This is a genomic window from Arsenicitalea aurantiaca, assembly GCF_003994485.1.
Classification (GTDB): Bacteria; Pseudomonadota; Alphaproteobacteria; order Rhizobiales; family Devosiaceae; genus Arsenicitalea; species Arsenicitalea aurantiaca.
Genome location: NZ_RZNJ01000003.1, coordinates 514,689 through 541,210, shown reverse-complemented (window position 1 = coordinate 541,210; position 26,522 = coordinate 514,689). Strand labels below are relative to the sequence as shown.

27 protein-coding genes are annotated in these 26,522 nt (G+C 67.4%); 16 read left to right on the top strand and 11 right to left on the bottom strand.

The features are described from left to right. Genes EMQ25_RS11180 through EMQ25_RS11170 form a run of 3 tightly spaced genes read right to left on the bottom strand, consistent with a single transcriptional unit; the run spans window position 1 to window position 2,278 of the window. Window positions 1–612, bottom strand: coding sequence for a hypothetical protein (locus EMQ25_RS11180; RefSeq protein ID WP_127188649.1), 612 nt, complete (start codon window positions 610–612; stop codon window positions 1–3). Further along, a complete protein-coding gene (locus EMQ25_RS11175) occupies window positions 609–1,040 on the bottom strand; it encodes a hypothetical protein (RefSeq protein ID WP_127188648.1) in 432 nt (143 codons plus the stop codon). The genes EMQ25_RS11180 and EMQ25_RS11175 overlap by 4 nt, the downstream gene beginning before the upstream one ends. A 23-nt stretch (window positions 1,041–1,063) precedes the next feature. Then, window positions 1,064–2,278, bottom strand: a complete 1,215-nt coding sequence (locus EMQ25_RS11170; RefSeq protein WP_127188647.1) for a tetratricopeptide repeat protein — start codon at window positions 2,276–2,278, stop codon at window positions 1,064–1,066. A gap of 228 nt (window positions 2,279–2,506) precedes the next feature. Between EMQ25_RS11170 and EMQ25_RS11165 the strand changes: the two genes are divergently transcribed. Continuing rightward, window positions 2,507–3,703 (top strand): metallochaperone AztD, encoded by a 1,197-nt coding sequence (locus EMQ25_RS11165; protein ID WP_127188646.1) that lies wholly within the window; start codon window positions 2,507–2,509, stop codon window positions 3,701–3,703. Between the two features lie 49 nt (window positions 3,704–3,752). Here the strand turns inward: EMQ25_RS11165 and EMQ25_RS11160 are convergent, their stop codons facing one another. Continuing rightward, entirely contained in the window at window positions 3,753–4,526 is a 774-nt protein-coding gene (locus EMQ25_RS11160) for a hydroxypyruvate isomerase family protein (protein WP_127188645.1), read from the bottom strand. A 142-nt stretch (window positions 4,527–4,668) separates the two neighbouring features. Here EMQ25_RS11160 and EMQ25_RS11155 point away from each other — a divergent pair, with 142 nt between their 5' ends. The 9 genes from EMQ25_RS11155 to EMQ25_RS11115 all read left to right on the top strand — a co-directional run bounded on the left by EMQ25_RS11155 (window position 4,669) and on the right by EMQ25_RS11115 (window position 14,964). After that, the gene (locus EMQ25_RS11155) at window positions 4,669–5,355 is read left to right on the top strand and encodes an RraA family protein (RefSeq protein ID WP_204569974.1); all 687 of its coding nucleotides are present in this window, start codon (window positions 4,669–4,671) and stop codon (window positions 5,353–5,355) included. 127 nt (window positions 5,356–5,482) lie between these two features. Then, window positions 5,483–7,069 (top strand): ABC transporter substrate-binding protein, encoded by a 1,587-nt coding sequence (locus tag EMQ25_RS11150; protein WP_158626054.1) that lies wholly within the window; start codon window positions 5,483–5,485, stop codon window positions 7,067–7,069. Window positions 7,070–7,156: 87 nt separating this feature from the next. Then, window positions 7,157–8,110: an ABC transporter permease gene (locus EMQ25_RS11145; RefSeq protein ID WP_127188643.1), complete on the top strand. Its 954-nt coding sequence runs from the start codon at window positions 7,157–7,159 to the stop codon at window positions 8,108–8,110. Beyond that, the gene (locus EMQ25_RS11140; protein WP_127188642.1) at window positions 8,111–8,992 is read left to right on the top strand and encodes an ABC transporter permease; all 882 of its coding nucleotides are present in this window, start codon (window positions 8,111–8,113) and stop codon (window positions 8,990–8,992) included. Further along, window positions 8,989–9,975, top strand: a complete 987-nt coding sequence (locus tag EMQ25_RS11135; protein WP_127188641.1) for an ABC transporter ATP-binding protein — start codon at window positions 8,989–8,991, stop codon at window positions 9,973–9,975. The genes EMQ25_RS11140 and EMQ25_RS11135 overlap by 4 nt, the downstream gene beginning before the upstream one ends. Further along, complete coding sequence (locus tag EMQ25_RS11130; protein ID WP_127188640.1) at window positions 9,972–10,976, top strand: ABC transporter ATP-binding protein; 1,005 nt, start codon at window positions 9,972–9,974, stop codon at window positions 10,974–10,976. Before EMQ25_RS11135 ends, EMQ25_RS11130 begins: the two co-directional genes overlap by 4 nt. A gap of 13 nt (window positions 10,977–10,989) precedes the next feature. After that, entirely contained in the window at window positions 10,990–12,165 is a 1,176-nt protein-coding gene (locus EMQ25_RS11125; protein ID WP_127188639.1) for a mandelate racemase/muconate lactonizing enzyme family protein, read from the top strand. A 17-nt stretch (window positions 12,166–12,182) separates the two neighbouring features. Next, window positions 12,183–13,220 (top strand): succinylglutamate desuccinylase/aspartoacylase family protein, encoded by a 1,038-nt coding sequence (locus EMQ25_RS11120; RefSeq protein WP_127188638.1) that lies wholly within the window; start codon window positions 12,183–12,185, stop codon window positions 13,218–13,220. A gap of 4 nt (window positions 13,221–13,224) precedes the next feature. Beyond that, window positions 13,225–14,964 carry an IlvD/Edd family dehydratase gene (locus EMQ25_RS11115; RefSeq protein ID WP_127188637.1) on the top strand — a complete coding sequence of 580 codons (1,740 nt, stop codon included), beginning with the start codon at window positions 13,225–13,227 and terminating at the stop codon, window positions 14,962–14,964. An 8-nt stretch (window positions 14,965–14,972) separates the two neighbouring features. Here the strand turns inward: EMQ25_RS11115 and EMQ25_RS11110 are convergent, their stop codons facing one another. Together EMQ25_RS11110 and EMQ25_RS11105 are read right to left on the bottom strand one after the other, a co-directional pair. Next, entirely contained in the window at window positions 14,973–15,683 is a 711-nt protein-coding gene (locus EMQ25_RS11110; protein WP_127188636.1) for a DUF1003 domain-containing protein, read from the bottom strand. 68 nt (window positions 15,684–15,751) lie between these two features. Then, a complete protein-coding gene (locus EMQ25_RS11105) occupies window positions 15,752–16,375 on the bottom strand; it encodes a dihydrofolate reductase family protein (protein WP_127188635.1) in 624 nt (207 codons plus the stop codon). 161 nt (window positions 16,376–16,536) lie between these two features. Between EMQ25_RS11105 and ggt the strand changes: the two genes are divergently transcribed. Beyond that, window positions 16,537–18,276 carry a gamma-glutamyltransferase gene (gene ggt, locus EMQ25_RS11100; protein WP_127188634.1) on the top strand — a complete coding sequence of 580 codons (1,740 nt, stop codon included), beginning with the start codon at window positions 16,537–16,539 and terminating at the stop codon, window positions 18,274–18,276. Window positions 18,277–18,333: 57 nt separating this feature from the next. Here ggt and EMQ25_RS11095 read toward each other — a convergent pair whose 3' ends face one another. After that, window positions 18,334–19,047: a polysaccharide deacetylase family protein gene (locus EMQ25_RS11095; RefSeq protein WP_127188633.1), complete on the bottom strand. Its 714-nt coding sequence runs from the start codon at window positions 19,045–19,047 to the stop codon at window positions 18,334–18,336. A gap of 25 nt (window positions 19,048–19,072) precedes the next feature. Further along, window positions 19,073–19,672: a hypothetical protein gene (locus EMQ25_RS11090; protein ID WP_127188632.1), complete on the bottom strand. Its 600-nt coding sequence runs from the start codon at window positions 19,670–19,672 to the stop codon at window positions 19,073–19,075. A 209-nt stretch (window positions 19,673–19,881) separates the two neighbouring features. Between EMQ25_RS11090 and EMQ25_RS11085 the strand changes: the two genes are divergently transcribed. Together EMQ25_RS11085 and EMQ25_RS11080 are read left to right on the top strand one after the other, a co-directional pair. Next, a complete protein-coding gene (locus tag EMQ25_RS11085) occupies window positions 19,882–20,463 on the top strand; it encodes a class I SAM-dependent methyltransferase (protein WP_127188631.1) in 582 nt (193 codons plus the stop codon). Between the two features lie 78 nt (window positions 20,464–20,541). Beyond that, window positions 20,542–21,072: a dihydrofolate reductase family protein gene (locus tag EMQ25_RS11080; protein WP_127188630.1), complete on the top strand. Its 531-nt coding sequence runs from the start codon at window positions 20,542–20,544 to the stop codon at window positions 21,070–21,072. Window positions 21,073–21,081: 9 nt separating this feature from the next. On the opposite strand, the gene EMQ25_RS11075 is transcribed toward EMQ25_RS11080, so the two are convergent. Then, the gene (locus EMQ25_RS11075) at window positions 21,082–22,152 is read right to left on the bottom strand and encodes a LysR family transcriptional regulator (RefSeq protein WP_158626053.1); all 1,071 of its coding nucleotides are present in this window, start codon (window positions 22,150–22,152) and stop codon (window positions 21,082–21,084) included. 231 nt (window positions 22,153–22,383) lie between these two features. Here EMQ25_RS11075 and EMQ25_RS11070 point away from each other — a divergent pair, with 231 nt between their 5' ends. The 3 genes from EMQ25_RS11070 to EMQ25_RS11060 are packed head-to-tail and all read left to right on the top strand — an operon-like array spanning window position 22,384 to window position 24,613. After that, window positions 22,384–22,854 carry a hypothetical protein gene (locus EMQ25_RS11070; RefSeq protein WP_127188628.1) on the top strand — a complete coding sequence of 157 codons (471 nt, stop codon included), beginning with the start codon at window positions 22,384–22,386 and terminating at the stop codon, window positions 22,852–22,854. A gap of 33 nt (window positions 22,855–22,887) precedes the next feature. Continuing rightward, a complete protein-coding gene (locus EMQ25_RS11065) occupies window positions 22,888–23,547 on the top strand; it encodes a pentapeptide repeat-containing protein (RefSeq protein WP_158626052.1) in 660 nt (219 codons plus the stop codon). A gap of 40 nt (window positions 23,548–23,587) precedes the next feature. Next, window positions 23,588–24,613 carry an ABC transporter substrate-binding protein gene (locus EMQ25_RS11060; protein ID WP_127188626.1) on the top strand — a complete coding sequence of 342 codons (1,026 nt, stop codon included), beginning with the start codon at window positions 23,588–23,590 and terminating at the stop codon, window positions 24,611–24,613. 58 nt (window positions 24,614–24,671) lie between these two features. On the opposite strand, the gene EMQ25_RS11055 is transcribed toward EMQ25_RS11060, so the two are convergent. Together EMQ25_RS11055 and EMQ25_RS11050 are read right to left on the bottom strand one after the other, a co-directional pair. Next, window positions 24,672–25,400, bottom strand: a complete 729-nt coding sequence (locus EMQ25_RS11055) for an SDR family oxidoreductase (RefSeq protein ID WP_127188625.1) — start codon at window positions 25,398–25,400, stop codon at window positions 24,672–24,674. 34 nt (window positions 25,401–25,434) lie between these two features. Then, window positions 25,435–26,193, bottom strand: coding sequence for a GolD/DthD family dehydrogenase (locus tag EMQ25_RS11050; protein WP_127188624.1), 759 nt, complete (start codon window positions 26,191–26,193; stop codon window positions 25,435–25,437). Window positions 26,194–26,522 lie beyond the last annotated feature (329 nt).

Sequence of the window (26,522 nt, the reverse complement as noted above, 5' to 3'; positions counted from 1 at the left end):
TCAGGGCGCGTCGTCGTTTCGGCGTCGCATTCCCTTGGCCGGCAGCATCAGCGGGGCAGGGTCGGGCGCTGCGGCACGATCATAGGCATCGACGCCCAGCACCGATGCGATGGCGAGCGCGAGGAGGGCTGGCAGGGCCAGCCCGGGCAAAAGCGCGAGCACAATCAGAGCGCCGATACCGAGGCCGGATGCGAGGAGGAGTGCGATCCTTGCGCATGTCCGGATGTCCGGTGCCAGGCCTTCGGACAAGACGACCTCGGGGTTGGCCCGCAGGGTACGGATGGCGAGGGTTGCCGTCAGGGCGTCGAGGGTTGGCTTCCGCGTCGTCATCGTGCCGATGCGGTGCCGCTCATCACGCCCCCAGCCATGCCAGTAGCGGTCCGAGAGGATGAGGGTCCGCCCATCAGCAAAGCGTATGGTCGTCGTCCACGGCCGGCCGGCTTCGGGATGGTCGCGATGGATGGCGGCGATGCTGGCGAGCGGCGCCCGCCGTTGGGTCCTGCCGATCCGCCAGTGGAGCATGCGGCCCTCGAGCCACGCCACCCGCACCCGCCCGAGCGGGAGGGGACGAAAGCGATGGGCAAGACGACCGGTTTCGCCCCCCTCGCTCATTGTCCGGCCGCGTCCTCGAGATCAAGCCAGACCGGCTCGTGCCCGTAAAGGGCGTCACAGGCATGGGTATCGGCAATGATCTTGTCGATCTCGGCGGGGTCGGCGGCGAGCATCGCCATGCGGGCGGCGTAGCGGCGGTTGATCTCCTCGCGCAGCGCATCGCCCTCGAGCCGCTGGTCCCGCGGCGTCGTCTTCGAATAGGTCCCCTGAGCCTGACCGCTGCGTGGAGCGGCGGTGAACATGACGAAAATGCCGGGCAGATAGGGGAGCCCGACGCTGAGGGCCCGGTAGGTGGCCGCGCAATCGAGATGGACATCGGGCGTAGGCAGCTGTGCCGTTGCGTCATCCATGCCCGGTGCCGGCGTAGCGATGAGAAGGCAGGCGCTGAGGAAAATGGAGGTGCCGAGGCGGACATGGCGCCCCTTCATGCTCGGCCTGTCGGGTCGTATCTTCACAGCGGTTTCAGCCCGGCCCGGTCGAGCGCGATGAGGACGAGCGGATAGCGCCCGCGCAGATCGCCCTGCTTGAGGGCGGCCCCGAGCCAGCGCTCCGCGGCCTCGAGGTCGCGCGGCACGCCATTGCCGGTGAAGTTGAGCCCGCCGAGCTCATACTGGGCCTCGACATGCCCGGTTTCGGCGAGGGTCTGAAGGATCCGGGCGGCGGGGCCCCGATCCGGACGCGCCATCAAGGCGCGCGCCTCCTCGAAGCGGGCCCGCCGCGCGGCGACGGTGACGGGCACGCCATAATCGAGAAGATCGAGCGCCTCTTCGGCAAAGCGATAGCCCTGTTCGGCGGCAAGGCCCAGCCAGTGACGGGCGGCCTCGGGATCTGCAGGCATGCCGACCCCGTTATGGGCGGCAAGCCCGAGCCGATAGCGCGCCGGGGCATGGGAAGATGCGGCAGCCTCGGCAAGCCATGCAACGGCCTCTTCGCGATAAAGCCCCTCGGGATCGTCGGCGGCGAGTTCCTCGGCCAGCCGATACTGGGCCTCCTTGTGGCCACGGCGCGCCGCATCCCGCAAATGGTCGAGCCCGGTCGCCCGGTCGGGCGGGACGCCCAGGCCCTCGAGAAAGGCTTCGGCGAGCTGGAAGGACGCTTCGTGATCCCCCCATTGCGCGCGGGGCGCCCAGACGGCATTGGCCGAAGGCCAGTCCCGGTCGACCCAGGCGAGATAGCCCGTGAGCGGATCGGGCAGGGCCGCCTCGGTGAAGCTGGGAGCGGGGGTCTGAACGGGTGCAGGGGGCGGGGTGGCGCCGGCGGGAAGGCCCGGATCGGGGAATTGGGCGAGGCAGGCCGCAACGAGTGGGGTGAGGCTCTCATGGTCCGGCACCAATCCGGCACGCAGGACCTCCCGGTAATGGGCCGAAAGCGCATAGCGCACCCCGATCGTGGCGCCATCGGTACGGAGGCCCTCCTGCCCTTCGGCGAGCAACTGGGCCTGACGCGCGAGGAGGTCGCCGCGCTCGCGGCGCGTGTCGGGCACGTCATCGGGGAGGCTGATCGCCCGCTCGAAAAGCGCCTGCGCGCAATAGAGCCGGGCAAGCGCATCCTGGGACAGACCCTCGGCCAGCGGGTGCGGCGGCGGCACGACCGCGCTTTCGGCCGTCGCGGCGCCGGACATTAGGCCGAGGGCGCAGAGCGCCATGATCGCGGTTCCGGCTTTCATCGTCTGGTTCTCCCCTGAAGATCTCCGGGAGCACGATGGCGACCGGGCGCAGCACGTCCAGCCCCCGTTCGGGGGACGCTGCCCGGTGAAATGCGGATCGGCCGACGGAGACCCATTGCGTCGCGCAACTTGTTATGTAATTACATTACGTGCAGCGGGTGACTCGGCGTCCACACACGGGCGCTCCTCGCTCTCGTGATGTAATGTAATACCATTCAGGATGACATGATGACCCCTCGTTCCTTCGGGCTCGCGCTCGCCCTTCTCGGGCTGGCGCTCGGATCCGCCCGTGCCGATGACGGCGCCGCGGCCTGGCGCCTTTTCGTTTCCGACCATGCCGAACCGGTGCTCAGCGTGATCGACGCCGAGGCCGGGGCGGTGATCGAGACGCTGCCCCTCTCGGCGCCGGCGAGCCTCTACGCCGGCGAGACCGGCCGCACGGTCTATGCGGTTCAGGGCCGGGCCGGCAGGGTGACGGCGATCGCCTCGGGGATCGCGGTCGAGGATCATGGGGACCATGCCGATCTCGTCCTCTCCCCGCCGCGGCTGACGGGCTTTGAGGTCGAAGGGGAGAACCCCGTCCATTTCGTCGAGCATGGCGGGGTCTGGGCGGCGTTCTTCGACGATGAGGGCCTCGCGCGGCTCTTTTCGGATGCCGAGGCGCTGAGCGGAGAGGCGGGGTTGCGCACGGTCGATGCGGGCGTGCCCCATCACGGCGTCGTCGTGCCGTTCGGCGCCCACGACCTCGTCTCGGTGCCCCATCCCGAGGACCCCACGAACCTTCCTGTCGGCATCGCCGCGCTCGACCGCGACGGCAATCGCGTGGGCGAGATCGCCCCATGCCCCGAACTTCACGGCGAGGCGAAATCGGGCACGCTCGTCGCCTTTGCCTGCGAGACCGGGCTTCTGGTTGCGAGCGCCGGGGGCAGCGCGCCCCGGATCACGCATCTGCCCTATGCCGAGACGCTTCCCGAGGGCAAGGCGACGACGCTGCTCGGGGGCAGGGGGCTCCAGTATTTCCTCGGCAATTACGGGGCTTCGGGGCTCGTCCTCATCGACCCGACCGAAGCGGACGCGTTCCGCCATCTGGCGCTGCCGGCGCGGCGCGTGCATTTCACCGTCGATCCGGTGCGGCCGCGCTTTGCCTATGTGGCGACCGAGGACGGGCAATTGCACCGGCTCGACGTGATCGCGGGGACGATCCTCGAGAGCCTGTCGCTCACCGAGCCCTATTCGATGGACGGCCATTGGAGCGATCCGCGGCCGCGCATCGCGGTGGCGGGCGAGGCGATCTACCTCACCGATCCGCGTGAAGGCCGCGTGCTGCGGGTTGACGCCGAGACCTTCGTGCCCGAAGGCGAGATCGCCGTCGGCGGCGCGCCCTTCAACATCATCGCCATCGGGGGCTCGGGCCGCACCCACTGACCGAACGCCGGGCGCGGGCGAACCCGCCCGTGCCCGGCCCGCTCGCGCGTCAAGCGGCCGGGGCGGGGGTCGGAAGGAAGGGGCGAAGGCTTTCGATTGTGCTGCCCGTGGGGCGGTATTCGAGCCCGACGAGGCCGCCATAGCCGGCGCTATCGAGGAAGGCGAGGGCGGCGCGCCAGTCAATCTCGCCGCTGCCCGGCTCGTGCCGGCCGGGGGCATCGGCGAGGTGCACATGGGCGATGCGGTCGATGCGGCCTGCCAGCACCTCCTCCATGCGCTCCCCCATCATGGCGGAGTGGTAGATGTCGTAGAGGAGGCGGATTTCGGGCCGCCCCACCCGATCGACGAGGTCGAGACCCTCGGTCGTCGAAAAGAGGAAATGCCCCGGGTGATCGAGGCGCGTATTGAGCGGCTCGAGCGCAAGGACGATGCCGGTGCCCGCGAGCCGGTCGGCCGCCGCACGAAGGCAGTCGACGAGCGCGTCGGCCTGGGCCTCGCGGCTCTCGCCCTCGAGCCCGTTGCCGGCCTGGGCGATGAGCATCGGCGCGCCGAGGCGGCTTGCAATCGCGATGCCCTGGTCGAGGCCGGCCAGAAAGCGCTCGTGATTGTCCCGGTCGGTCAGCGGAATGGTGGGCTCGGCGAGGAGGCCCGCGACGCTCATGCCGGTGCTTTCGAGCATGGCCTCGATCCCCTCGATGCTCTTGTTGGTCCAGCGCCAGAACTCGAAATGGCGGAAGCCGGCTTCGTGCGCGAGGGCGATGCGGGGAAGGAAGTCGGCGCTTTCGGGGACGAAAAGCATTTCGAGGCAGGCGGAGAGGCGCATGGGAAGGATCCGGATATGGAGGGCGGCAGCGACAATGCGCGGACGCTAGTGCATTCGGCGCGATTGCGAAACGGGCGGCCGCTTGACGGGGGAAGGGAAACGACGCTAGGCTCGATTTAACGATAAAGCGGAGAGGCGCGCGATGACCCAAGAGGACGGTGCAGGCAAGGAACGGGACCTGGTGGCGGAGATGCGGGCGCATTTTTTCACTGCGCTGATCTCGGACGTGCTCGACGGGCTCGGCTACATGAAACAGGCCCTGCCGCCCCATATCCGCCCGCTCGATGAAAATCTCACCATGGTGGGGCGCGCACGCACCATGCTTTACGTCGATGTCTATGAGCGCCCGGGCGACGACTACAACCCCTACGAGCTCGAGATCGACCTCGTCGACAGTCTCGGCAAGGACGACGTGGCGGTCTGCGCCTGCGGCGGGACGGGGCGGATCGCGCCCTGGGGCGGGCTCTTGAGCACCGCCTCGCAGCTCAACGGGGCTGCGGGCGCGCTGATGGACGGGCTCGTGCGGGATGTGCGCGACATCCGCGAACTCAAGTTCCCGGTCTTTGCCGGCGGGATCGGTCCGCTCGACAGCAAGGGGCGCGGGCAGGTGATCGCGATCGACGTGCCCGTCGAATGCGCGGGCGTCTTGATCCGTCCCGGCGATATCCTCTTTGGCGACGTCGACGGGCTCATCGTCATCCCGCAGGCCATCGAGGCCGAAGTTGCCGCGGCCGCCCATGAGAAGCTCAAGGGCGAGCACGACACCCGCTCGGCCCTCATGGCCGGGCGGAAACTCGCCGATGTCTACAAGGAGTACGGCATTCTCTAGAGGCGGGCGCCGATCTGGCGCCCGTTTCCACAAGCAGCGTCCGGGGAGCCCCATCGCGCGGCCCCGGTGCACCGTCCAGATTCTGCCTCGTTATGCGTCCGTCAAACCAGACCCAGGGAGATTTATGATGCTGCTGCCTACCGGAAAACTGCCTCTGTCGCTCGCGGCGTTCACAGCGTGTGCCCTGCTGTGCGGCACCAGCGCCCTCGCGCAGGACGCCTTCAACTGCCCCGCAACGGGTGGCGACCTGATCGTGGGAATGGAAGCGAGCATGTCCTCGCTCGACCAGCACACCAACACCTCTTCGGCCACCCGCAACGTGGCCATGAACATCTTCGAGACCCTCGTCATCCGCGACGAGGAGATGAACCCGGTCGCCGACCTGGCCGACACCATCTCGGTCAGCGACGATGGGCTGACATATACCTTTACCCTGCGCGAAGGCGTGAGCTTCCACAACGGCAAGCCGCTGACCTCCGCGGATGTGCTGGCCTCCTTCGACCGCTATCGCGACGTCGGCATCAACCGCGCCAGCCTCGATGTGGTGGAGGGCTGGGAAGCCCCGGACGACATGACATTCGTCATCACGCTGGTCCGGGTCCAGCCGACCTTCCTCGAAAGCCTCTCCTCCTACACCGTCCCGATCGTCATCATGCCCGCCGAGGAGGCCGCCAAGCCGGCCGGCCAGATCGATCCGATCGGGACGGGCCCGTTCGAATTCGTCGAGTTCGTGCCCGACAGCCATGTCCGGCTCGCGCGTTATGACGGCTACGTCCCCAACGAGACGCTTCCGGAGCTTTCCGGCTTCGCCGGGCGCAAGCAGGCCTGCGTGGATACCGTGACCTTCCGGATGCTCACCGAGCCCGGCGCCCGCATGGCAGCGCTCGAAACCGGCGAAATCCATATCGCCGAGAACGTGCCGACCGTCTCCCAGGAGCGTCTGGCCAACACCGAGGGCGTCGAACTCCTGCGGCTTCAGAACTTTGCGCTCAATATCGGCTATCCCAACTGGTCCGCACCCCCGACCGACAATCGTCTCGTGCGCCAGGCCATGCTTGCGGCCCTCGACATGGAAGAGATCATGGAGGCCGCAACAGACGGCGCATATGAACTCAACGCCTCGTTCCAGTTCCCCGGACAGGGCTATTACTCGACCGCGGGCGAAGAATTCTACAACCAGGCCGATCCCGATCGCGCGCGCGAACTGCTGGCCGAGGCCGGCTACAACAACGAACCGATCGTGCTGCTGACCAATCAGCAATTCCCCAGCATGTACAACAGCGCGCTCGTGATGGCCGCGCAATTGCAGGCTGCCGGCATGAATGCCGAACTGCGCGTGCTCGATTGGCCGACCGCGCTGGCCACGAGCGAGCAGGAGACCCAGGGCTGGAATTTCTTCTACACGTTCTGGGCAACGGTGACCGCCCAGGGCGGGCCGACTTCGCTCCGCAATCTCGCCGACCCCAACAATGTCTACAAGCCCGTCGACAACGTCGGCGATCCGGACTTCAATGCCGCTTTCGATGCCATCGAGGCGGGTGAAACCATCGAAGAGCGGCGCGAGGCGTTCGCCCGGGCACAGGAGATCGCCTTCGAAGAGGTGATGGCCATTCCCTTCGGGATCATGTCGAACGCCCAGGGGATCCGCACCGAGGTGGAAGGGTTCGTGCCCTTCTACAACACCCGTGTCTCGAACGTGTGGTTCGCGCAATAGCGCATAGCGGCCGGCTGCGGCCGGCAGACCAGGAGGGGCCGGCTCGGGCCGGCCCTGCCTCTCGACACCCGAGCGAAAGGTGCGCGCGTGATTGGATACACGATCAGCCGGCTCCTGCAGGCCATACCGATCCTGCTCATCGTCAGCCTCATCGCCTTCGGCATCATCCACCTGATCCCCGGCGATGCGGCGACCGTCATCGGCGGACCGTCCGCCACTCCCGCCGACCTCGCGCGCATCCGTGAAAATCTGGGGCTCGACCAGCCGCTCCACATCCAGATCCTGACCTTCTACGCCAATCTCTTTCAGGGCGATCTCGGGCGCTCGCTACTGCTCGGCATTCCGGTGACCGAGGCGGTCCTCGCGCGCTCGCCGATCACGATCGGCATCGCCATCTATTCGCTGGTCCTCACCATCGTCTTCGGGCTCGCGACCGGCATCATCGCCGCGCTCAACCACAATCGCTGGATCGACCAGGCGGCGACCGTCTTTGCACTGATCGGGGTGTCGCTGCCCAATTTCTGGCTCGCGCTGGTAATGATCGTCCTGTTCTCGGTGCATCTGGGCTGGCTGCCGACGGGAGGCTACGTGCCCTTCACCCAGAACCCGATCGGCTGGTTCCGCACCGCCACCATGCCTGCCGTCGCACTGGCATTGCTGCAGGCGGGGCTGCTGACGCGCATCACGCGCTCGACCATGCTCGAAGTGCTGAGCCAGGACTATATCCGCACCGCGCGCGCCAAGGGGATATCGGAATGGCGCGTGGTCGGCCGGCATGCGCTGGCCAATGTCATGATGCCCGTGGTCACCGTGCTCGGGCTCATCCTTTCGGTGCTGCTCTCGGGCTCGATCGTCATCGAGACGATCTTCGGGATTCCCGGCATCGGCGCGCTGCTCGGCAACGCCATCGCCAGCCGCGACTATCCGATGATCCAGGGGGGGCTGTTCTTCATCACCGCAGCGCTGCTGCTGCTCAACATCGTCGTTGACGTGCTCTATACGAGCCTTGATCCGCGCATTCGCGTGACGGGCGGCAAGTAGATGACCAGCCTGTCCGATGCCGCCGCCCCACCGCGCTTTCTCCGCACCCGTGCGCTCGTCCGGCGCATGTTCGCCAACCGGGCCTTCATGCTCGGGTTCGTGCTGTTCGGCTTCATCTGCCTTGCGACGCTCCTCGCGCCCCTGATCACGCGGCTCGACCCCAACGCGCTCTCGATCCGCGACCGGTTCCAGCCGCCCTCGCTGCAGTTTCCGCTGGGGACGGACAATCTTGGGCGCGACATGCTGAGCCGTGTCCTCTATGGGGCCCGCCTCAGCCTCTGGATCGGGCTCTGCGTGATCGTGCTCAATGCCGTGTTCGGCGTGCTGCTCGGGGCGTTGGCGGGATATTATCGCCGGCTCGACAACATCCTGATGCGCATCGCCGATGCGCTGATGGCCTTTCCCGCCGTGCTGCTCGCCATCGGCATCGCCGCGGCCCTGGGGCCATCGGCCGTGACCGCGATCATCGCGCTGGCGGTGGTCTATATTCCGCGCACAGCGCGTGTCGTGCGCGCCTCGATCCTCGTCGTGCGTGAACTCGACTATGTGCAGGCGGCGCGCGCGGCCGGCGCCACCGACTACCGCATCCTCATGCGGCACATCCTGCCCAATTGCATGGCCCCGCTGATCGTGCAGCTGAGCTTCGTATTCGCCTATGCCATTCTCTCCGAGGCCGTCCTTAGCTTTCTCGGGCTCGGCGCGCCGCCGACCGTTCCGAGTTGGGGCATTCTGATCTCGGAGGGGCGTTCCTATCTGCGCGAGGCGGCGTGGCTGACGGTCGTTCCGGGGCTCGCCATCGCCATCACCGTGCTTGGGCTCAACCTCCTCGGCGACGGGCTGCGCGACGTGCTCGATCCGCGCATGAAAGTGGAGCAGGGATGAGCGCGCCCCTTCTGGACATCCGAAATCTCTCGATCGGCTTTCCCGCCGGCAAGGGCGAGGTCCTCGCGGTCAACGATGTGAACTTTTCGGTCGCGCCGCGCGAACTGGTCGGCATCGTCGGCGAGAGCGGCTCGGGCAAGAGCGTCACCGCGCTCGCCATTATCGGCCTCCTGCCGCCCAACGCCCGCGTTTCGGGCGAGATCGCGTTCGCCGGCCGAAATCTGGTCGGCCTGCCGCAGCGCCAGCTGCGGGGGTTGCGCGGCAAAGAGATGGGCATGATCTTCCAGGAGCCGATGACCTCGCTCAATCCGGTGTTCACCGTGGGCGACCAGATCGTGGAAGCGGTGCGCGCTCACGAGCATATGAGCCTCAAAGCCGCGCGCGACCGGGCGACCGAGCTCCTCGACAAGGTCGGGATCCCGTCCCCGCGCCGCAGGCTGGACGATTATCCCCACCAGATGTCGGGCGGCATGCGCCAGCGCGTGATGATCGCCATCGCGCTTTCGTCTTCGCCGAAACTGCTGATCGCCGACGAGCCGACCACGGCGCTCGACGTGACCATCCAGGCGCAATTGCTCGACCTGCTCAACGGGCTCCGGGAGGATTTCGGCACCGCCATCGTGCTGATCACCCACAATATGGGCGTGATGGCCGAGATCGCCGACCGGGTCGTCGTCATGTATTGCAGCCGGGTGGTGGAAGAGGCCGGCATCTTCGATCTCTTCGACCGGCCCCAGCACCCCTATACCGAGGGGCTTCTCGGCAGCACGCCCGACATGGGCGAGACGGCGCACCGGCTGACGACCATTCGCGGCGGCATGCCCAACCCCGCCGACCTGCCGCCCGGGTGCCTCTTCGCGCCGCGCTGCGACAAGGCGATCGCGCAGTGCACGACAGCCCAGCCGCCGCTTTTCGAGCTCGGCGACGGCCAGAAGGCGGCCTGCATCCTTGCGCCGAAACTGCAGACCGAGGGCGCGACATGACCCAGCCACTGCTCGCCGTCGAGGGGCTGGTCAAGCACTTCGCGCTCAAGTCCGAGAACTGGTTCGACCGCTCGCGGCCCCTGGTGCGCGCCGTCGACAATGTGTCGTTCAGCGTGGGGCATCGCGAGACGCTGGCGCTGGTCGGCGAGAGCGGCTGCGGCAAGTCCACCACCGGGCGGCTGATCCTGCAACTGATCGACCCGACGGCGGGTGCGGTGCGCTTCGAAGGTGCCGACCTCGTCACCATGGCGCCCCAGGCGCTCCGGCGGGCGCGCAAGGATCTCCAGATCATCTTCCAGGACCCCCATGCCTCGCTGAACCCGCGCATGAGCGTCGAGGACATCATCCTCGAGCCGCTCTATGCGCAGGGCGAGCGGCCCAGTGCAGCGATGCGCACTTATGCCGGGGACCTTCTCGAAAAGGTCGGACTGTCGCGCCGCCACGCCCAGCGCTTCGCCCACGAGTTCTCGGGCGGACAGCGCCAGCGCATCGGCATCGCCCGCGCCATCGCGCCCAAGCCCAAATTCGTCATCTGCGACGAGGCGGTCTCGGCCCTCGACGTTTCGGTGCAGGCCCAGATCATCAACCTCCTGCAGGATCTGCAGGAAGAGCTGGGGATGAGCTATCTCTTCATCGGGCACGATCTGGCGGTCGTCCGGCACATCGCCGACAGGGTGGCGGTGATGTATCTGGGGCGCATCGTCGAAACGGCGCCCAAGACGACGATCTATGCGGCGCCCCGTCACCCCTACACCCAGGCGCTGCTGGCATCGGCCCCCGTGCCCCATCCGCGGCTGCGCAAGACGCGGAACCGGCTGCGCGGGGAAATGCCGAGCCCGCTCAACCCGCCATCGGGCTGCCATTTCCATCCGCGCTGCCCGCTCGCCCAGGACGTCTGCAAGACCGATGACCCGGTGCTGCGCACGCTCGAAAGCGGCCACGAGGTCGCCTGCCATTTCGCCGAACTGACCGCCGGCGGCCCCGCGCCGCGCCCGAGCTGACGAGGACACGCCGATGCGCATCACCGAAGTCGAACCCATCCTTCTCCGCGGCGAGCAAGGCTATGGCTCGCCTGCAAGCGGGGCCGAGGCCACCGACAATGGCGACTGGCAATTGCTCGTTCGCGTCGGGACCGACGAGGGGCTGGAGGGCTGGGCCGATGTCGAGACGCTGGCGCCGGCCGCCGTCGCCATCATCGCGGGGCAGGGCATGGGCACGCTGGGCTTCCATACGCTCGGGCATATCCTCGTCGGCGAGGATCCGCTCGATGTCGAGCGGCTCTGGGACAAGCTCTATGTCGGCAGCGCCTATTACGGGCGCCGCGGCATCGCCATGCAGTGCATTTCGGCCATCGACAATTGCCTCTGGTCGATCCGCGCGCAAGCGACGGGCCTGTCGCTCGCCCAGCTCCTCGGCGGGCGCCGGCGCGACAGGGTGATGGCCTATGCCTCGACGCTCTTCCGCTCGACGCCGGAGGGCATGGCCGAGGCTGCGCAGGGCTATGTCGACAAGGGGTTTCGCGCCGTCAAGTTCGGCTGGGGCGTGTTCGGGGAGGATCCGGGCCGCGACCGCGAACTGGTCGCCGCCGCCCGCGACACGCTGGGGCCCGACCGGCATTTGCTGGTCGATCCGGGCTGGTATCCGGCGGGGTGGACCAAGCCCGGCCCCATGCGCAACCGCCGCGAGGCCCTCGCGCTCTGTGACTGGCTCGGGGACTATGATGTCGGCTGGGTCGAGGACTTCATCCACCCCGAACGGTTCGACGAATACGCCGAAGTGCGCGCGATGAGCCCGGTGCCGATCGCGGCGGGCGAGCAATTGGCAACGGCTTGGGAGTTCGAGCGCTTCATCTCCGAGGGGTGCGTGGATATCGTCCAGCCCGACCTCTCGCGCTGTGGCGGGCTGACCGTGGCCGTGCAGATAGCCAGAATGGCCGAAAAGGCCAATGTCGATGTCGTGCCCCATTCCTGGCTAACGCATCTGCTGACGGCCTACAGCCTGCAATTCATCGCCACGCTCCCCCGCGCAAAATTCGTCGAGTTCAATGTGAGCCAAAGCCGGCTGACCGGGGGCATCGCGATTGCGCCCTTCAAGCTCGATGCGGACGGGATGGTCGCCATTCCCGACGGGCCCGGGATCGGGGCAGGCGTCGATACCGATTTCATCGCCGCCCATCGCGTTTCCGCCTGAGCCAGAGGACACAGGGAATGGCCCGTCAGATCGTCAAGCCGGCAGAACTCGATCTCGAAAGCCCCGGGCGGCGCGACTATCTCGTCGCGCTCGAGCATGATTCCATCTGGGGCGACCATCTGATCCCGCTGACGGTGATGGTCGGCGCGGGCGCGAAGCCGGGCGAGGGGCTTGTCGCCTTCGGCTCCAACCACGGCAACGAGTTCGAGGGCCCGGTCGTCATCCGCCATCTCCTGCGCGAGATCGATCCTGCCGACGTCACGGGCCGCATCATTCTCGTGCCGGTGCTGAACCCGGCCGCGTTTCGCGCCGGCACGCGGGATTCAACGCTCGACGACGGAGTGAACCTTAACCGCGCCTTCGTTGACGGGGCAGGGCGCGTGCCCGCGCTCGGGCGGATCACCCATCGCATTGCCGATTTCGTGCGCAGCGCGATCTGGCCGCACGTGCATGTGGTGATCGATCTGCATGCGGGCGGCGATGTCGCGCGTTTTGCGCCGGGCACGAGCTTTCATCCGATCGAGGACCCCGCGCAGGGCCGGCTGATCGAGAAGACGGCGCGCTGGTTCGGCACCCCGCTCGTCATCGTCTACCAGAACGAGACGCCGGGCCTGCTGCCCAGCGAGGCGGAGCGCCTGGGCAAGATCACCATCGGCACCGAACTCGGTTGGGGCGCCGCGGTGCAGCATGAGGGCGTTCGCTATGGCAAACACGGCGTGCGCGCCGCCGCCATCCACACCGGTCAGATGCGCGGCGAGATCGCGCCCATCGCCCACCATGCCGACGGGAGCCAGCTCAAGGCCGCGATGGTCGATCGCGCCTGCTTCACCTGCGCTCCGGTCTCGGGCCATTACGAACCGCTCATGGCCTGCGGCACGCGCGTGACGGCCGGTACCGTGGTCGGGCTTATCCATGATTTCGAGCGTGTCGACGAAGACCCATGGCCCGCCCGGGCGGGGGTAGACGGCGTCGTCATCGCCCAGGCCTGGGGCGCCAAGGTCCGCCAGGGCCAGCATGTGGTCGTGACCGGGCAGATCCTGCCTTGGCTGGAGTAACGCAATGAGTGATCGAGACGACGACGACAACAAGGACAAGCTGCGCAGCGCCGAGTGGTTCGGCCGGCAGGACAGTTATGGTTTCATCTACCGCAGCTGGATGAAGAACCAGGGCCACACCGCCGACATGTTCCAGGGCAAGCCCGTGATCGGGATATGCAACACCTGGTCCGAGCTCACCCCCTGCAACGGGCATCTGCGCATGCTGGCCGATCACGTGCGGCGCGGCGTCTATGCGGCGGGCGGGTTTCCGCTCGAATTCCCGGTGACGTCGCTCGGGGAATCCAACATGCGCCCCACCACCATGCTGTTCCGCAACCTCGTCAGCATGGATGTGGAAGCCTCGATCCGCTCCAACCCGCTCGATGGCGTGGTGCTGCTGGTGGGCTGCGACAAGACCACGCCCGCTTCGCTGATGGGCGCGGCGAGCGTTGATCTGCCGACCATTCTCGTTTCGGGCGGGCCCATGCTCTCGGGCCGCTGGAAGGGCCGCCAGATCGGCTCGGGCACCGACGTCATCCGCTTCAAGGAAGCGGTGCGCGCAGGGGAAATGAGCGTCGATGAATTCATGTCCGCGGAAGCCGCGATGTCGCGCAGCGCGGGTTCCTGCATGACCATGGGCACCGCCTCGACCATGGCGAGCCTCTGCGAGGGTCTCGGCATCGCCCTCCCCGAAAACGGCGCGATACCCGCCGTCGATGCGCGCCGGCAGGCGCTGGCCTTCGAGGCGGGCCGCCGCGCCGTCGCCATGGTGCGCGAAAAGCAGCGCATGTCGGACGTGCTGACCCGCGCCGCCTTCCTCAACGCCGTCCGGCTCAACGCGGCGCTTGGCGGATCGACCAATGCGGTCGTTCACCTGCTCGCGTTGGCCGGTCGGCTCGGGGTTCAGTTCACGCTCGACGATTTCGACGCGGCCGGGCGCGACATCCCCTGCCTCGCCAATCTGATGCCGTCGGGCAAATATCTGATGGAGGATTTCTTCCATGCCGGCGGCGTGCCGGCCGTGCTCGCGGAGATTTCAGACCGGCTCGATCTCTCGGCGACGACCGTCACCGGACGCACGCTGGGCGCGGTGATCGGCGGGGCGGAGGTGCATGATCGCGACGTCATCTTCCCGCTCGATACCCCGTTCAAGCCGGCGGGCGGCATCGCGGTGCTCCGCGGCAATCTGGCGCCCGATGGGGCCGTCATCAAGCCCTCGGCCGCAACCGAGAATCTGATGGTTCATCGCGGGCGGGCGCTGGTGTTCGATGGCCCCGATGATCTCAAGGCCCGGATAGAGGATCCCGATCTCGACGTCGACGAGACCACGGTGCTGGTGCTGCGCAATTGCGGGCCCAAGGGGTATCCGGGCATGGCCGAGATCGGCAACCTGCCGATCCCTCGCGTCATGCTCGAGAAGGGCGTGCTCGACATGGTGCGGATATCTGACGCGCGCATGAGCGGCACCGCCTATGGCACGGTCGTGCTGCACGTCGCGCCCGAGGCGGCCGCCGGCGGTCCGCTGGCGCTGGTCGAGACCGGTGACATGATCGAGCTCGACGTGCCGGGCCGCAGGCTCCATCTCGATATCGCCGAGGACGAACTGGAGCGCCGCCGTGCCCGGCTCGCCCCGTTCGTCTCGCCCTATGGGCGCGGTTGGGAGCGGCTCTATGTCGAGCACGTGCAGCAGGCCGATACGGGCGCCGATCTCGATTTCCTCGTCGGCGGCAGCGGCGACTACGTGCCCCGCGTCAGCCATTAGGGAGGCCCTCACCCTTTGCCGCGGGAGAGGGTTTCCATGATTTCGAGCTGGATGTCCTGGATTTCGGCGAGGCGTTCCCATTGCTTGAGCAGGTGGTGGTCGATCTTTTCGTGCAGGTGCCGGATCTCGAGTTCGGCCTTGAGGTTGACCTGGTAGTCGTTGCGGGCGCGCAGGCGATCCTTGGCTTCGACGCGGCGCTGGCTCATCATGATGAGCGGGGCCTGGAGCGCGGCGACGCAGGAGAGGATGAGGTTGAGCAGGATGAAGGGATAGGGATCGAAGGGCGCGCCGGCTTCGGGCAGGGCGTTGACCGCCATCCAGACCGCGAGGATGACGAGGAACGAGACGATGAAGGTCCACGAGCCGGCAAAGCGCGCCATGCGGTCGGCGAGCCGGTCCCCGAAGGTGATCTTGTCGGTATAAGCTTCCTCGGTATCGCTGCTGACCGTGCCGTCGCGAGCCAGGGTTTCGACGACGCCGCGATCGAGCGCGGTGAGCGCGCCGCGCTCGGCCCGGATCATCTGCTCGAGCGTTTCGCGACGGAAGGCCTGGAGATCCGCAACGCAGATATGGCCGGTGTCCCGCCAGCCGGGGTGGGCCTCGTCCAGCCCCCGGGCGAGGCTGGGGCGCACCCAGTCCACACCCACCAGCTGCCGGCGCGGCAGGTGCCGGTGGCAGACGCCGCATTGGAGCGTATCGGGTTTGCGGGCGCGCGACATGGCGGGGAGCCTCCTCGTTCGGGCCCCCGCATTGCCTGCCGAATTCGCGCGCCCGTCAAGCCCGGCGCTCAATCCCCGGGGAGGGCGAAGGAGCCGGTGCGGATGGGCCCGACGCGGCGATAGCGATTGCAGGCGACCCCGCTCGGGGCGGTGGTGGAGGAGACGAGCGCCCATTCGCCGGGCATGGCATCGGCCGCGAACAGGCGCTTGCCACGCCCCAGAACGACCGGGAAGACCAGCATGGTGATCTCGTCGACGAGGTCGGTCGTCATGAGCGTGGCGAGAAGCTCGGTCGAGCCCTGGGTGAGCAGGTCCGGCCCCGGGCTCGCCTTGAGGGCGCGGAGCGCGCCCACGACGTCCTGACCCAGAGGATGGCTGTTGGCCCAGTCGAGGCGGAGCGCGGGATTGCGGCTCGCGACATGCTTGTCGATGCGGTTGAAGAGCCTGGCGATGGGATCGTCGGCGGGCATAAGCGGCCAGTGGGCGGAAAAGATGTCATAGGTCTTGCGCCCCAGAAGCAGCGAGAAGGGCTCGCCCATCATCTCGTCGATGGCGTTGCCCACGGTTTCGTCAAAGAGCGGCGCCGTCCAGCCCCCGAAGCCGAAGCCTCCCGACCTGTCCTCGTCCGGCCCGCCCGGGGCCTGCATGACGCCATCGAGGCTGACGAAGGCACCCACCTTGATCCTGCGCATTGGAACTCTCCTTCCATCCGATCCTGCTTCAAGGACGGCCCGGACGCACCGGCGCCGACAGGCCGATCGATAAAATCCGTGCCACCCCCTGCCTTGCCAGCGCCACCCCGAGGGGCAATGATCGGGGTTTGGCAGAGTGACTGAACCCATGGAGAACGCGAATGCGACCATTTAGGACACATCTTCTGCTGGCGACGGCGCTGGTTTGCAGCACCGGCGCCATGGCCCAGCAGGCGACGCCCGAAGCCCCCCAGCCCGAGGAGACCACCGCGATCGCCGAGCGGCAATCGGTGCGGGCGGACAATTTCATGGTGGCATCGGCCCATCCGCTCGCGACAGAGGCCGGCCATGCCGTGCTCGCCCGGGGCGGCTCGGCCGCTGATGCCGCCGTTGCGGTGCAGGTCATGCTGGGGCTCGTCGAGCCGCAGAGCTCGGGGCTCGGGGGCGGGGCGTTCCTTCTCCATTACGATGCGGCGCTGGGCGAGATCACCACTTACGACGCGCGCGAGACGGCGCCGCTCGCGGCCGACGAAACCTATTGGCTCAATGAAGCGGGCGAGCCGCTGCCCTTCATGGAGGCGGTGGTGGGCGGGCGCTCGGCCGGCGTGCCGGGGACGCCAAAGCTGCTCGAGGCGATCCATGCCGATCACGGCCGGCTGCCCTGGGGGAGCCTGTTCGAGGACGCCATCACGACAGCCGAGGACGGGTTTTCGGTTTCCCAGCGCATGGCGGACGCCATTGCCGGGGCGCAGGGGCTCGATGCGTTCGTTGCGACGGCGGAGTATTTCCTGCCCGGCGGGGAGCCACTGGCCGAGGGGGACCTCCTCCTTAATCCCGACTATGCGCGGACGCTGAGGCTCTTTGCCGACCAGGGCGCGGCGCCCTTCTACACCGGCGCCATCGCGCGCGACATCGTTGCGGCGGTGCGCACCAACATCAATCCGGGCATGCTGACGCTCGAGGATTTCGAGCGCTATGCGGTGATCGACCGGGCCCCGGTCTGCATCGATTACCGCGCCTATGAAGTCTGCGGCATGGGGCCCCCGAGCTCGGGCGGGCTGACCGTGGGGCAGATGCTGGGCATGCTCGAGCCGTTCGACCTTGCCGCACTGGGCGAGGGGCCCGAGGCGCGGCACCTCTTCATCGAGGCCTCGCGCCTCGCCTTCGCCGATCGCGGCCTCTATATGGCGGACGCCGATTTCGTCGACATGCCCGAAGGCCTGCTCGATGACGGGTATCTCGCCTCGCGCTCAGCCCTGATCGATCCCGAAACGGCGATGGAAACCGCCGAGCCCGGCACCCCGCCGTGGACCGAGGCGAGCCTTTTCGCCCCCGACACCGAGCGGCCGCGCCACGGCACCTCCCATTTCGTCATCGTCGATAGCTATGGCAACATGATCTCGGCGACGACCACCATCGAGAGCGGCTTCGGCAGCCGGGTGATGACCAATGGGTTCCTCCTCAACAACGAGTTGACCGACTTCGCCTTCGCGCCCGAGGCGAACGGGCTGCCGGTCGCGAACCGGGTGGAGCCGGGCAAGCGCCCGCGCTCGTCCATGGCGCCCACCATCGTGCTCGAAGACGGCGCGCCGGTGCTGCTGACGGGGAGCCCGGGCGGGGCCAACATCATCAACTATACCGCGCTCTCGCTGATCGCGATCCTCGACTGGGAGATGGACCCCCAGGAGGCGATCGACCTGCCGCATGTGACCAATCTCAACGGCCCGACCCGCGTCGAGGAAGGCGAGGGGGCCGAGGCGATGATCGAAGGGCTCGCCGAATTCGGGCATACGGCCGAAGCGGCCAACCTCAATTCGGGCCTCCACGTGATCCAGATCACCGATGACGGCCTCGTCGGGGCTGCCGACAAGCGGCGCGAGGGCGTCGTGATGGGGGATTGAGGAGAAGCGATTTTCGCGGAACCGTCGGCCTGAAGGCCGGCGGTTTTTTTGTGCCCGTCACCGCTCGGGGAGGAGTTCGGAGACGGTGACGAAGTCGAAACCGCGGGCCCTGAGCCCCTCGATGATCGCGGGCAGCGCTTCCCGGCTCGTCTGCCGGCTCTCATACATGACGTGCAGGATGACGATCGACCCGTTGGTGGCGTTGGCGATGACGTGCTCGGCAATGGCCCCCGCATCGGCGGCGATTTCGGGCCAGGTTTCGGGCTCGAGATCCCACATGATGGTCGTGCGGCCGGTGCGCCAGAGATGCCAGGGGAGGACGACAAGCTTGCGCCCGAAAGGCGGGCGGAAATGAACCGGGCCCTCATAGCCGATGCTCTTGATCGCTGCATCGGTCGCCTCGATCTCGGCGCGAACGGCGTCAGGGCTCATGAAGATCATGCGCGGATGGGAATAGGAATGGTTGCCGATCTCGTGCCCTGCCGCGACGATGGCACGGGCCTCCTCCGGGTTCTCCTCGATCTCCCGGCCGGTGAGGAAGAACGTCGCCGCGACCCCGTGGGCGGCAAGCAGATCGAGCACGGGGCCGGTATAGTCCGGGGTCGGGCCATCATCGAAGGTCAGCGCGACGACCGGTCGGTCCGTCTCCACCCGCGCAACGAGTTCGCCGAAGAGCTGAAAGCTGCGCGCACTGCTCAGCTGCAGCACGCCATAGGCGGCGAGGAGGAGAAGGCCGAGGGCGACGAGGGAGAGGATGAGTGTGCGGCGCATGGGGTGGGGACTATCTGCCTTTCAGCTATGTGGGCCATTTTATCATTTCCACGGCGTGGAGACTTTGCTGCATTTCTTCACGCGCAGCACAATCCTGATGGCGGAATGCCCAACCTGCTTCTAGAATATCGCGTATAATACGCGCGACCAGCCTTGCTATCTTAGGGATCCCCGATACTTCAATCGACCAGCCCGCTGGCCCGAAATGTGCGAACTGGTTCCGAATTTCTTTGTGAAACCGGAGCAACCAATTCAGTTCAGAGTCGCTAATCGCGATACCCGCAGAATTGCTACCATTGCCAGCAGACCCGGGTTTTCGAACTGCTTTAAGGAGATCAGGAAGCCCCATCAATTCGGTCTTCGGCTGCCGCGCGTTCGGATTGCTGCGCAATCCTCCAAGGTAGGTCCACCACTCGCTGGCGTTGCGCTTGGTGACAGCGCCGATCGGTGCCGCGGTGGTAGTGAGATGGCATACGCACGCTCCCTGCAGCGCGGAATCCAAGGCAATCACGACCCACTTCCAGGCCAAGGGGTCCTCCGCCGCAAACTGGGCAGCGCGTATAACGTGGCGTATGGATCCCGCCACATCCTCGACCTCATCCGTTCGGATCCAATTCTCCACCATCGGTCTCTCGCCCCGGTCGCGACTTCGGCGATCATAAACGTGTCGACGATCGTGAGAACATACTGTCGTTCTGGAGGTGCGATGAGATCGCCTTTGCCGCCACCAGACGATGGCCTACCCTTTGGCATCGCACGGGTCTCCAGCGTCGTTGCAAAGGAAAGGCGGGGGCGGGCATATGGGGGATCGTCCCCGCTTGTGCAGAGCCCCCCATGCCCATCGACACCACCCAGTTCTACGACGCCAACGCTGCCGTTTATGCTGAGGATGGGAGCGTCAATCCGCGGCTTGGGGCGTTTCTGGGGAGGGTGCGGCCGGGTGGGCTCGTCCTGGAGCTTGGGACCGGGAGCGGGCGGGACGCGCGGGCGATGATCGAGGCGGGGTTCAGGGTGGAGGCGACGGACGGGTCGGCGGGGCTCGCCAGGATCGCTTCGGATTATCTGGGGCAGGCCGTAAAGGTGATGCGGTTCGAGGAGCTTGCGGCGGAAGCGGCCTATGACGGGGTCTATGCCTCGGCCGCGCTGCTGCATGTGCAGAGCGCTTTCCTGCCCGAAATGGTGGGGCGGGTGCACCGGGCGCTGTTGCCGGGCGGGGTCGCCTGGGCGAGCTTCAAGGCGGGGCAGGGCGAGGGGCTCGACGGGCTCGGGCGCTATTACAATTATCCCGAGCCGACGGGGCTGCTCGCGCTCTGGCGGGCGGCAGCGCCATGGGCGGAATTGAGCCTCGAGGGGTGGACGGGCACCGGCTATGACGAGCGCCCGACCGAGTGGATCGCGATCACCGCGGTGCGCTGAGAAACCGTCGCGGCTTACCCGGCAATTGCGCGGAGGCCGGTTCAGGCCTAGCCTTCTGGCAACAGGGAGGAGGCCTATATGGCTACGCTCGTTTACGCGCTCAACCAGTCGCTCGATGGCTATGTCGACCACATGAAGTTCGCGCCCGACCCGGTGCTGTTCCGGCATTTCATCGCCGATGTCGGCGGGCTCGCCGGATGCATCTATGGGGGGCGCATGTACGAGATCATGCGCTATTGGGACGATGAGCAGGCCGACTGGGGCGAGGACGAGCGCGAATATGCCGCGGCCTGGCGGAGCCGGCCCAAATGGGTGGCCTCGCGCACGCTCGAGACGGTCGGGCCCAATGCGCAGCTGCTGGGGCCGGACATCGTCGGGGAAATCGGGGCGCTTAAGGAAGCCCGGGACGGGGTGATCGAGGTCTCGGGACCGGGCCTCGCCGGCAGCCTTGCCGGGAGCGGGGTCATCGACGAATACCGGATCTACCTTCATCCGGTGGTGCTGGGGAGCGGCGCGCCGTTCTTCACCGGCCCATTGCCGCCCATGCGGCTCGCCGAGACCGAGCGGATCGGCGAGGACGTGATCCGGCTGACCTATCGCCCGCGGTGAGGCGCGGGTTCAGCGCGATCCGTTGCGCTCGGCGAGGAATGGCGGCATGGGCAGGCCCTCGGGCGGCACATAGGCCGCACCGATCGCCTCGAGGCTCTCGATCAGGTCCGAAAAAGGCGTCAGCCGCCGGTACTGGGTAGCGATGAGCGCCACGACGCGGCGGGGCGGCACGTCCACCCGGTAGAGCCTGATGCCTTCGAGCGGCCGGCCATTGGAGAGGGTCGAGAGCGCGGGCGTGAGGCAGACGCCGAGCCCGGCCCGCACCATTTCGAGCGCCATCTCGAAGCTGCGGCAGCGCGCGACCACGCGATGGCCGGGCAGGCGCTGGCTGTACCAGTCGGCGACGCGGGTGGCGTGCTGGGTGCCGAAGCTGAACTGGATCGAGCGGTTGACCGTCTCCCGGATCTCGGGGGGCAGGCCGGCGAGGCTTTCGGCCCCATCGAGCGCGAGCCCCTCGGGCACGGCGAGGAGATAGGGATCGGTCAGGATCGGCACCTGCATGAACCCCACGCCGGATTCAGCGACCGAATTGGCCGCGACGAGCCCCAGATTGATCTTGCGGGCATAGAGCAGCTCGAGAATGTCGGCGGGCGCATTATCGAAGATGTCGAAATGGAGCGCCTCGTAGCGCGTGCGCAGCCGATCCATGGCGGCGGGCAGGATGGCGCGCAGCACCGAGGTGATGCCCGAAATGCGGATGGTTGCGCGGGTGCCGCCGCGAAAGCCGCTGAGCCCGTCCTCGAGCTCGTGCATGTTGCGCAGGATCGCCCCGGCGCGCGGCAGCAGGTACTGGCCGACATCGGTCAGCTCCATGCGGGCGGGCCGGCGCTCGAAGAGCCTCAGCCCCACCGCGCTTTCGAGTCTCGCGAGCTGCTGGGAGAGCGAGGGCTGGGCGAGCCCCAGATGCTTTGCGGCCTGGGTGAGGCTTTCGGCATTCGCCACCGTCCAGAAGATGCGCAGCTGATGGAGCGTGATCTCGCTTGCGAGCCGCGCCGCGGCGCGCTCGGCCTGCGGGGATGGCGCGGGCCGCGCCGAGGCCTCGGGCGTCCTGTCCGCCAGCGTCCTGTGGCCCTGGTCCATGCCGCTCCTCCTTTGCGGGCCCATCCGGGTTAGGCCCGAAGCGGGCCGATGGCAAGCCCGGCTTTGGTCTAGGATGGGGTGGCCAAGGGTGGTGCCATTGGCTTTTCCGATGGCAGCCATAGGCCCGCCCGCAATTGACCGGGGCGGTGCGAGCGCCTTCACTTGGGGCCAAGACGCGATGCCGGCAGCGGGAAAGCCGCCCGGCCACAAGAACCCATGAGGAGGATTTCGATGAGGCATGCCCTGCCCAAGGCCGCCCTGTTCGCCCTTTCGGCGCTCGCAGCCGGCACCGCATCGGCCCTAGCCCAGGAGCCTGGCGTGATCGCTGCTCCGCCGCCGGTCGATATCTTCCTCGAGGTCACGACCGGCCCCAATGGCGAGCCTGTGCTGTCCGAGGACGAGTTCGAGCTCGTGACGGGTGGCTATTACCGGTTCAACTTCGTCTGCCCCGATGCGGTGGACGATGCGACGGGCTTTCATTTCGAGGCGGAGGAATTGCTCGCCAATTCCCATCTGCGCGTCGTCAGCGTCAACGACATCGAGATCTACATGCAGGGGATGAGCTTCCGCGCCATCGAGTGCGACGAGCAGGGCGCGGCGCGCTTCAGCTTCCACCCCATGCGGAGCGGCGTCTACGATATTTACGTGCGCGATCATTCCGACCCGGCCCAGGAGGTCTTCGGCCGGTTCGTGGTGGAATAGATGGCAAGGGGCGAGAGCAGACGCGGAACGGCCATGGCGCTGCTCGGGGCGGCGCTGCTGGCGCTCGCGCCGCAGGGCGCGCTGGGGTTCGAAGCGGCCGAACGCACCGCGCTCGTTGAAACGCTGCACTGCTTCGGCTGCAATCTGGCGGGCGCTCCCCTCGAGGGCGCGGCGCTGGCGGGCGCCTATCTGACCTATACCGATCTTTCGGGCGCGGACATGCGGGGCGCCGACCTGACCGATGCCTATGTGCGCTTTGCCAATCTCGAGGGCACCGATCTGACCGATGCGCGGATGGACGGGGCCTCGCTCTGGGATGCGCGGCTTTCCCGGATCGTGCTGGTCAACGCGTCGCTCGAGCGCTCGGCGCTGCAGGGCGCGACGCTGCGCGAGGGCAATCTCAGCGGCGCGCGGCTCGCGGGCGCCAACATCGTCAACGCCAATCTGCGCTCGGCCGATCTGTCGGGCGCCGACCTCACCGGGGCCGACCTGACCCGCGCAACGCTACGCGGGGCGAGCCTCGTGGGCGCGGTGCTGGTCGATGCCAGGCTCGACCATACCGGGCTGCGCGAGGCCGACCTGACCGACGCCGATCTTTCGGGCGCGGACATTACCGGCACCAATTTCACCGATGCCGTGCTCTGCCGCACCATCATGCCCGACGGGCAGAGGGACGACAGCGCATGCCCCTGATCAAGACACGGGGTGCAAAACCCCTTCATGGAGGACAAAAATGACCCTGACCCTGCCCGCACGCGGCATTCTTTCGGCGCTGACTGGGCTCGCGCTCCTGACGACGGCGGTTTCGGCGGAGCCCTTCCGCATGATCGTCACCGATCTCGAGGCGCCGCTGGTGCCGAACTCGGTGATGGATCTGGCGCTGAACCTTGGCTATTTCGAAGCGGAAGGCGTCGAGGTCGAGCTCGTGCGCGTCCAGCAGACGCCTTCGGCGCTCGCGGCGCTGCAGGCCGACGAGGGCGAGATGGCCAACATCGCCGTCGATGCGCTGCTGCAGCTGGTGGCGGCCGGCAATTCGGACCTGCGCGCCGTCGTTTCCCCCAACAAGTCGCTGCCCTTCCTGATCGCGGGCAAGGACGAGATCGCAACGGCCGCCGATCTGGGCGGGCATTCGTTCGGCGTGGGGCGTGTCGGCAGCCTCGATCATTCGCTTTCGATGAAGGTGCTGGCCGAACAGGGCGTCGACACCGATACGCTCGAAGTGGTGACGCTCGGACAGCCCAATGTGCGGGCCCAGGCGCTGGCGGCCGGCCAGATTGACGCGACGACGATCTCGATCGGAGTCTGGATGTCGCTGCCCGATCCCGAGGGGCTGCACGTGCTCGTCTCGCAGGACGATTATTATGAAGCGGCGCCGGTGGTGAACAAGGTCAACATCGTCACCTCCGAGACGCTGGAGAACCGGCGCGAGGACGTGGAAGGCGTGGTGCGTGCACTGGTGCGCATCTCGCGCGATTTCGCGGCCGATCCCGAAAAATGGGTCGAGGGCATGGCGACGGCCCGCCCCGACGTGCCGCGCGAGGATCTCGAGGCGCTGGCCGAGGCGTTTACCCAGAGCTGGAGCGTCAATGGCGGGCTCTCGCGCGAGGAACTCGAATACACCGCCGACTGGATCTATGAAGGCGAGGATTTCCAGAACGTGACGCGCGTCGAGACCGCCGAATGGGTGGATTTCTCCGTGCTCGACACGATCCTCGCCGAGCTGGGGACCGACGAGGCCATGGACGCCCCCACACGCTGAACCCCTCCGCCGCCGGCCTCGCCTTTCCCTCGGCCGGCGGCACCTTTTTCTTTAGCGCTCAGATGTCCTGATTGGATGGCAGGAGCACGAGGTCGCGCACCGTGGCATTGGCCGGGCGCGTCAGCATGAAGACGAGTGCGTCCGCGACATCCTCGCAGAGCAGGCCTTCGCGGCGCCCGGCGCGCTCGGCGATCACCTGCTCGTCGACCAGCCCCCACAATTCGTTGAGCACGACGCCCGGCGCCAGCGCCCCCACGCGCACATTATGCGGGCCGGCCTGGCGGCGCACCCCGTGCACGAAGGACTGGATGGCGTGCTTGGAGGCGCTGTAGACCGGCTCCCACTGGATAGCCTGATGGCCCGAAACCGAACTCGTCACGATGATATCCCCACCCCCCTGTGCGATCATGGCGGGCAGGACGCGACCGACGGCGCGGAAGACGCTATTGACGTTGACGAGGAGGAGCTGGTCCCACTGGTCCGGATCGCCTTCGGCGACGTCCCCGCTGATATAGGCGCCGGCATTGGCAAAGAGGATGTCGATCCGCCCCAGTGCCGCGCTCGCTTCGGTGACCATGCGGTCGACATCGGCGGGCACTGCGAGATCGGCCGGGATGGCGACGGCGCCGTCTCCGATTTCGGCGCGGAGCGCCTCGAGCTTCTCGGCGGAACGCGCAACGAGCGCCACCCGCACGCCTTCGGCGGCGAGCCGCCGGGCCGCGGCGCGCCCGATGCCCGAGCTCGCTCCGGTGATGATCGCAGTCTTGCCCGCAATGGACTGGGCCATGAGTGTCTCCCCCCTTTTCGTGTGTCTGGGTCTGTCAGCGGATGGTGAAGCCGCCATCCACCATCAAATTCGCCCCATTGACCATCGCGGCGGCCTCGCTGGCAAGATAGAGCGCGGCCTCCGCGATCTCCTCGGGGCGGGCAAAGCGCCGGGTGGGGATTTCGGCGCGGGCGCGCTCGCCCTTTTCGCCGGCCCAGCCAACCTGCGCCAGCGGCGTCTCGACGACGGTGGGGGAGATGCAGTTGGCGGTGATGCCCATCGGGCCCCATTCGAGCGCAAGGCAATTGGTCATGCCGAGGAGCCCCGCCTTGCTCGCCGAATAGGCGACATGCTCGGCAATGCCGATGACCGCCGCCTGGGAGGAAATGGTGACGATCCGGCCCCAATGGCGCGAGAGCATGTGCGGGGCGACGGCGCGCGCAAAGAGATAGGGCGCGCGCAGATTGACCGCGAGGGTGAGGTCCCAGTCGGCAATGGCGAGGCTTTCGGCCGGCGCGAGGATGCCGATGCCGGCATTGTTGAGGAGGATGTCGATCCGCCCGAAATGGGCGGCGCATTCGCTGGTGAAGCGGGCGATGGCCTCGGCGTCGGTGATGTCGAAGCGCCAGGCACGGTGGCGCGGGCCGAGCTCGGCGGCGAGGGCCTCGACCTCTCCATTGCGGTCGACGAGCGCGAGGCGGGCGCCCTGGGCGGCGAAGCGCCGGGCGAGGGCCGTGCCGATGCCGCCGCCGGCGCCGGTGACGATCGCGACGCGATCGGTCAGGTCATAGGGATGGGCTGGCGCGTCGGCCATCGGGGTGTCCTCCTCATGCGTCCCGCTTCTGGATCCGGCCCTCGCGGCCGCGTTCGAGCGATGAGCGAAGACTATCAACAGCCAGCGCTTGAACGCAAGTTTGTTTGCTGCTAATGCAAACAAACTGACGGGAGGGGTGCGCGGGCTGGTGCGCGACGGGCATGTCCGAGAGGCGCGGGTCCGAAAGGGCTGCTCCAAAGGGCAAGTCTGGGGCAAGTCCGGGAAGGTGACCGAAGCGGGACAAGTTCAAGCGGGCAGATCCAAGCGGGGCATGTCCGACAGTGGCGGGTCCATATCGGGCCGGCTCGACGCGGGCAGATCCGGGTCGG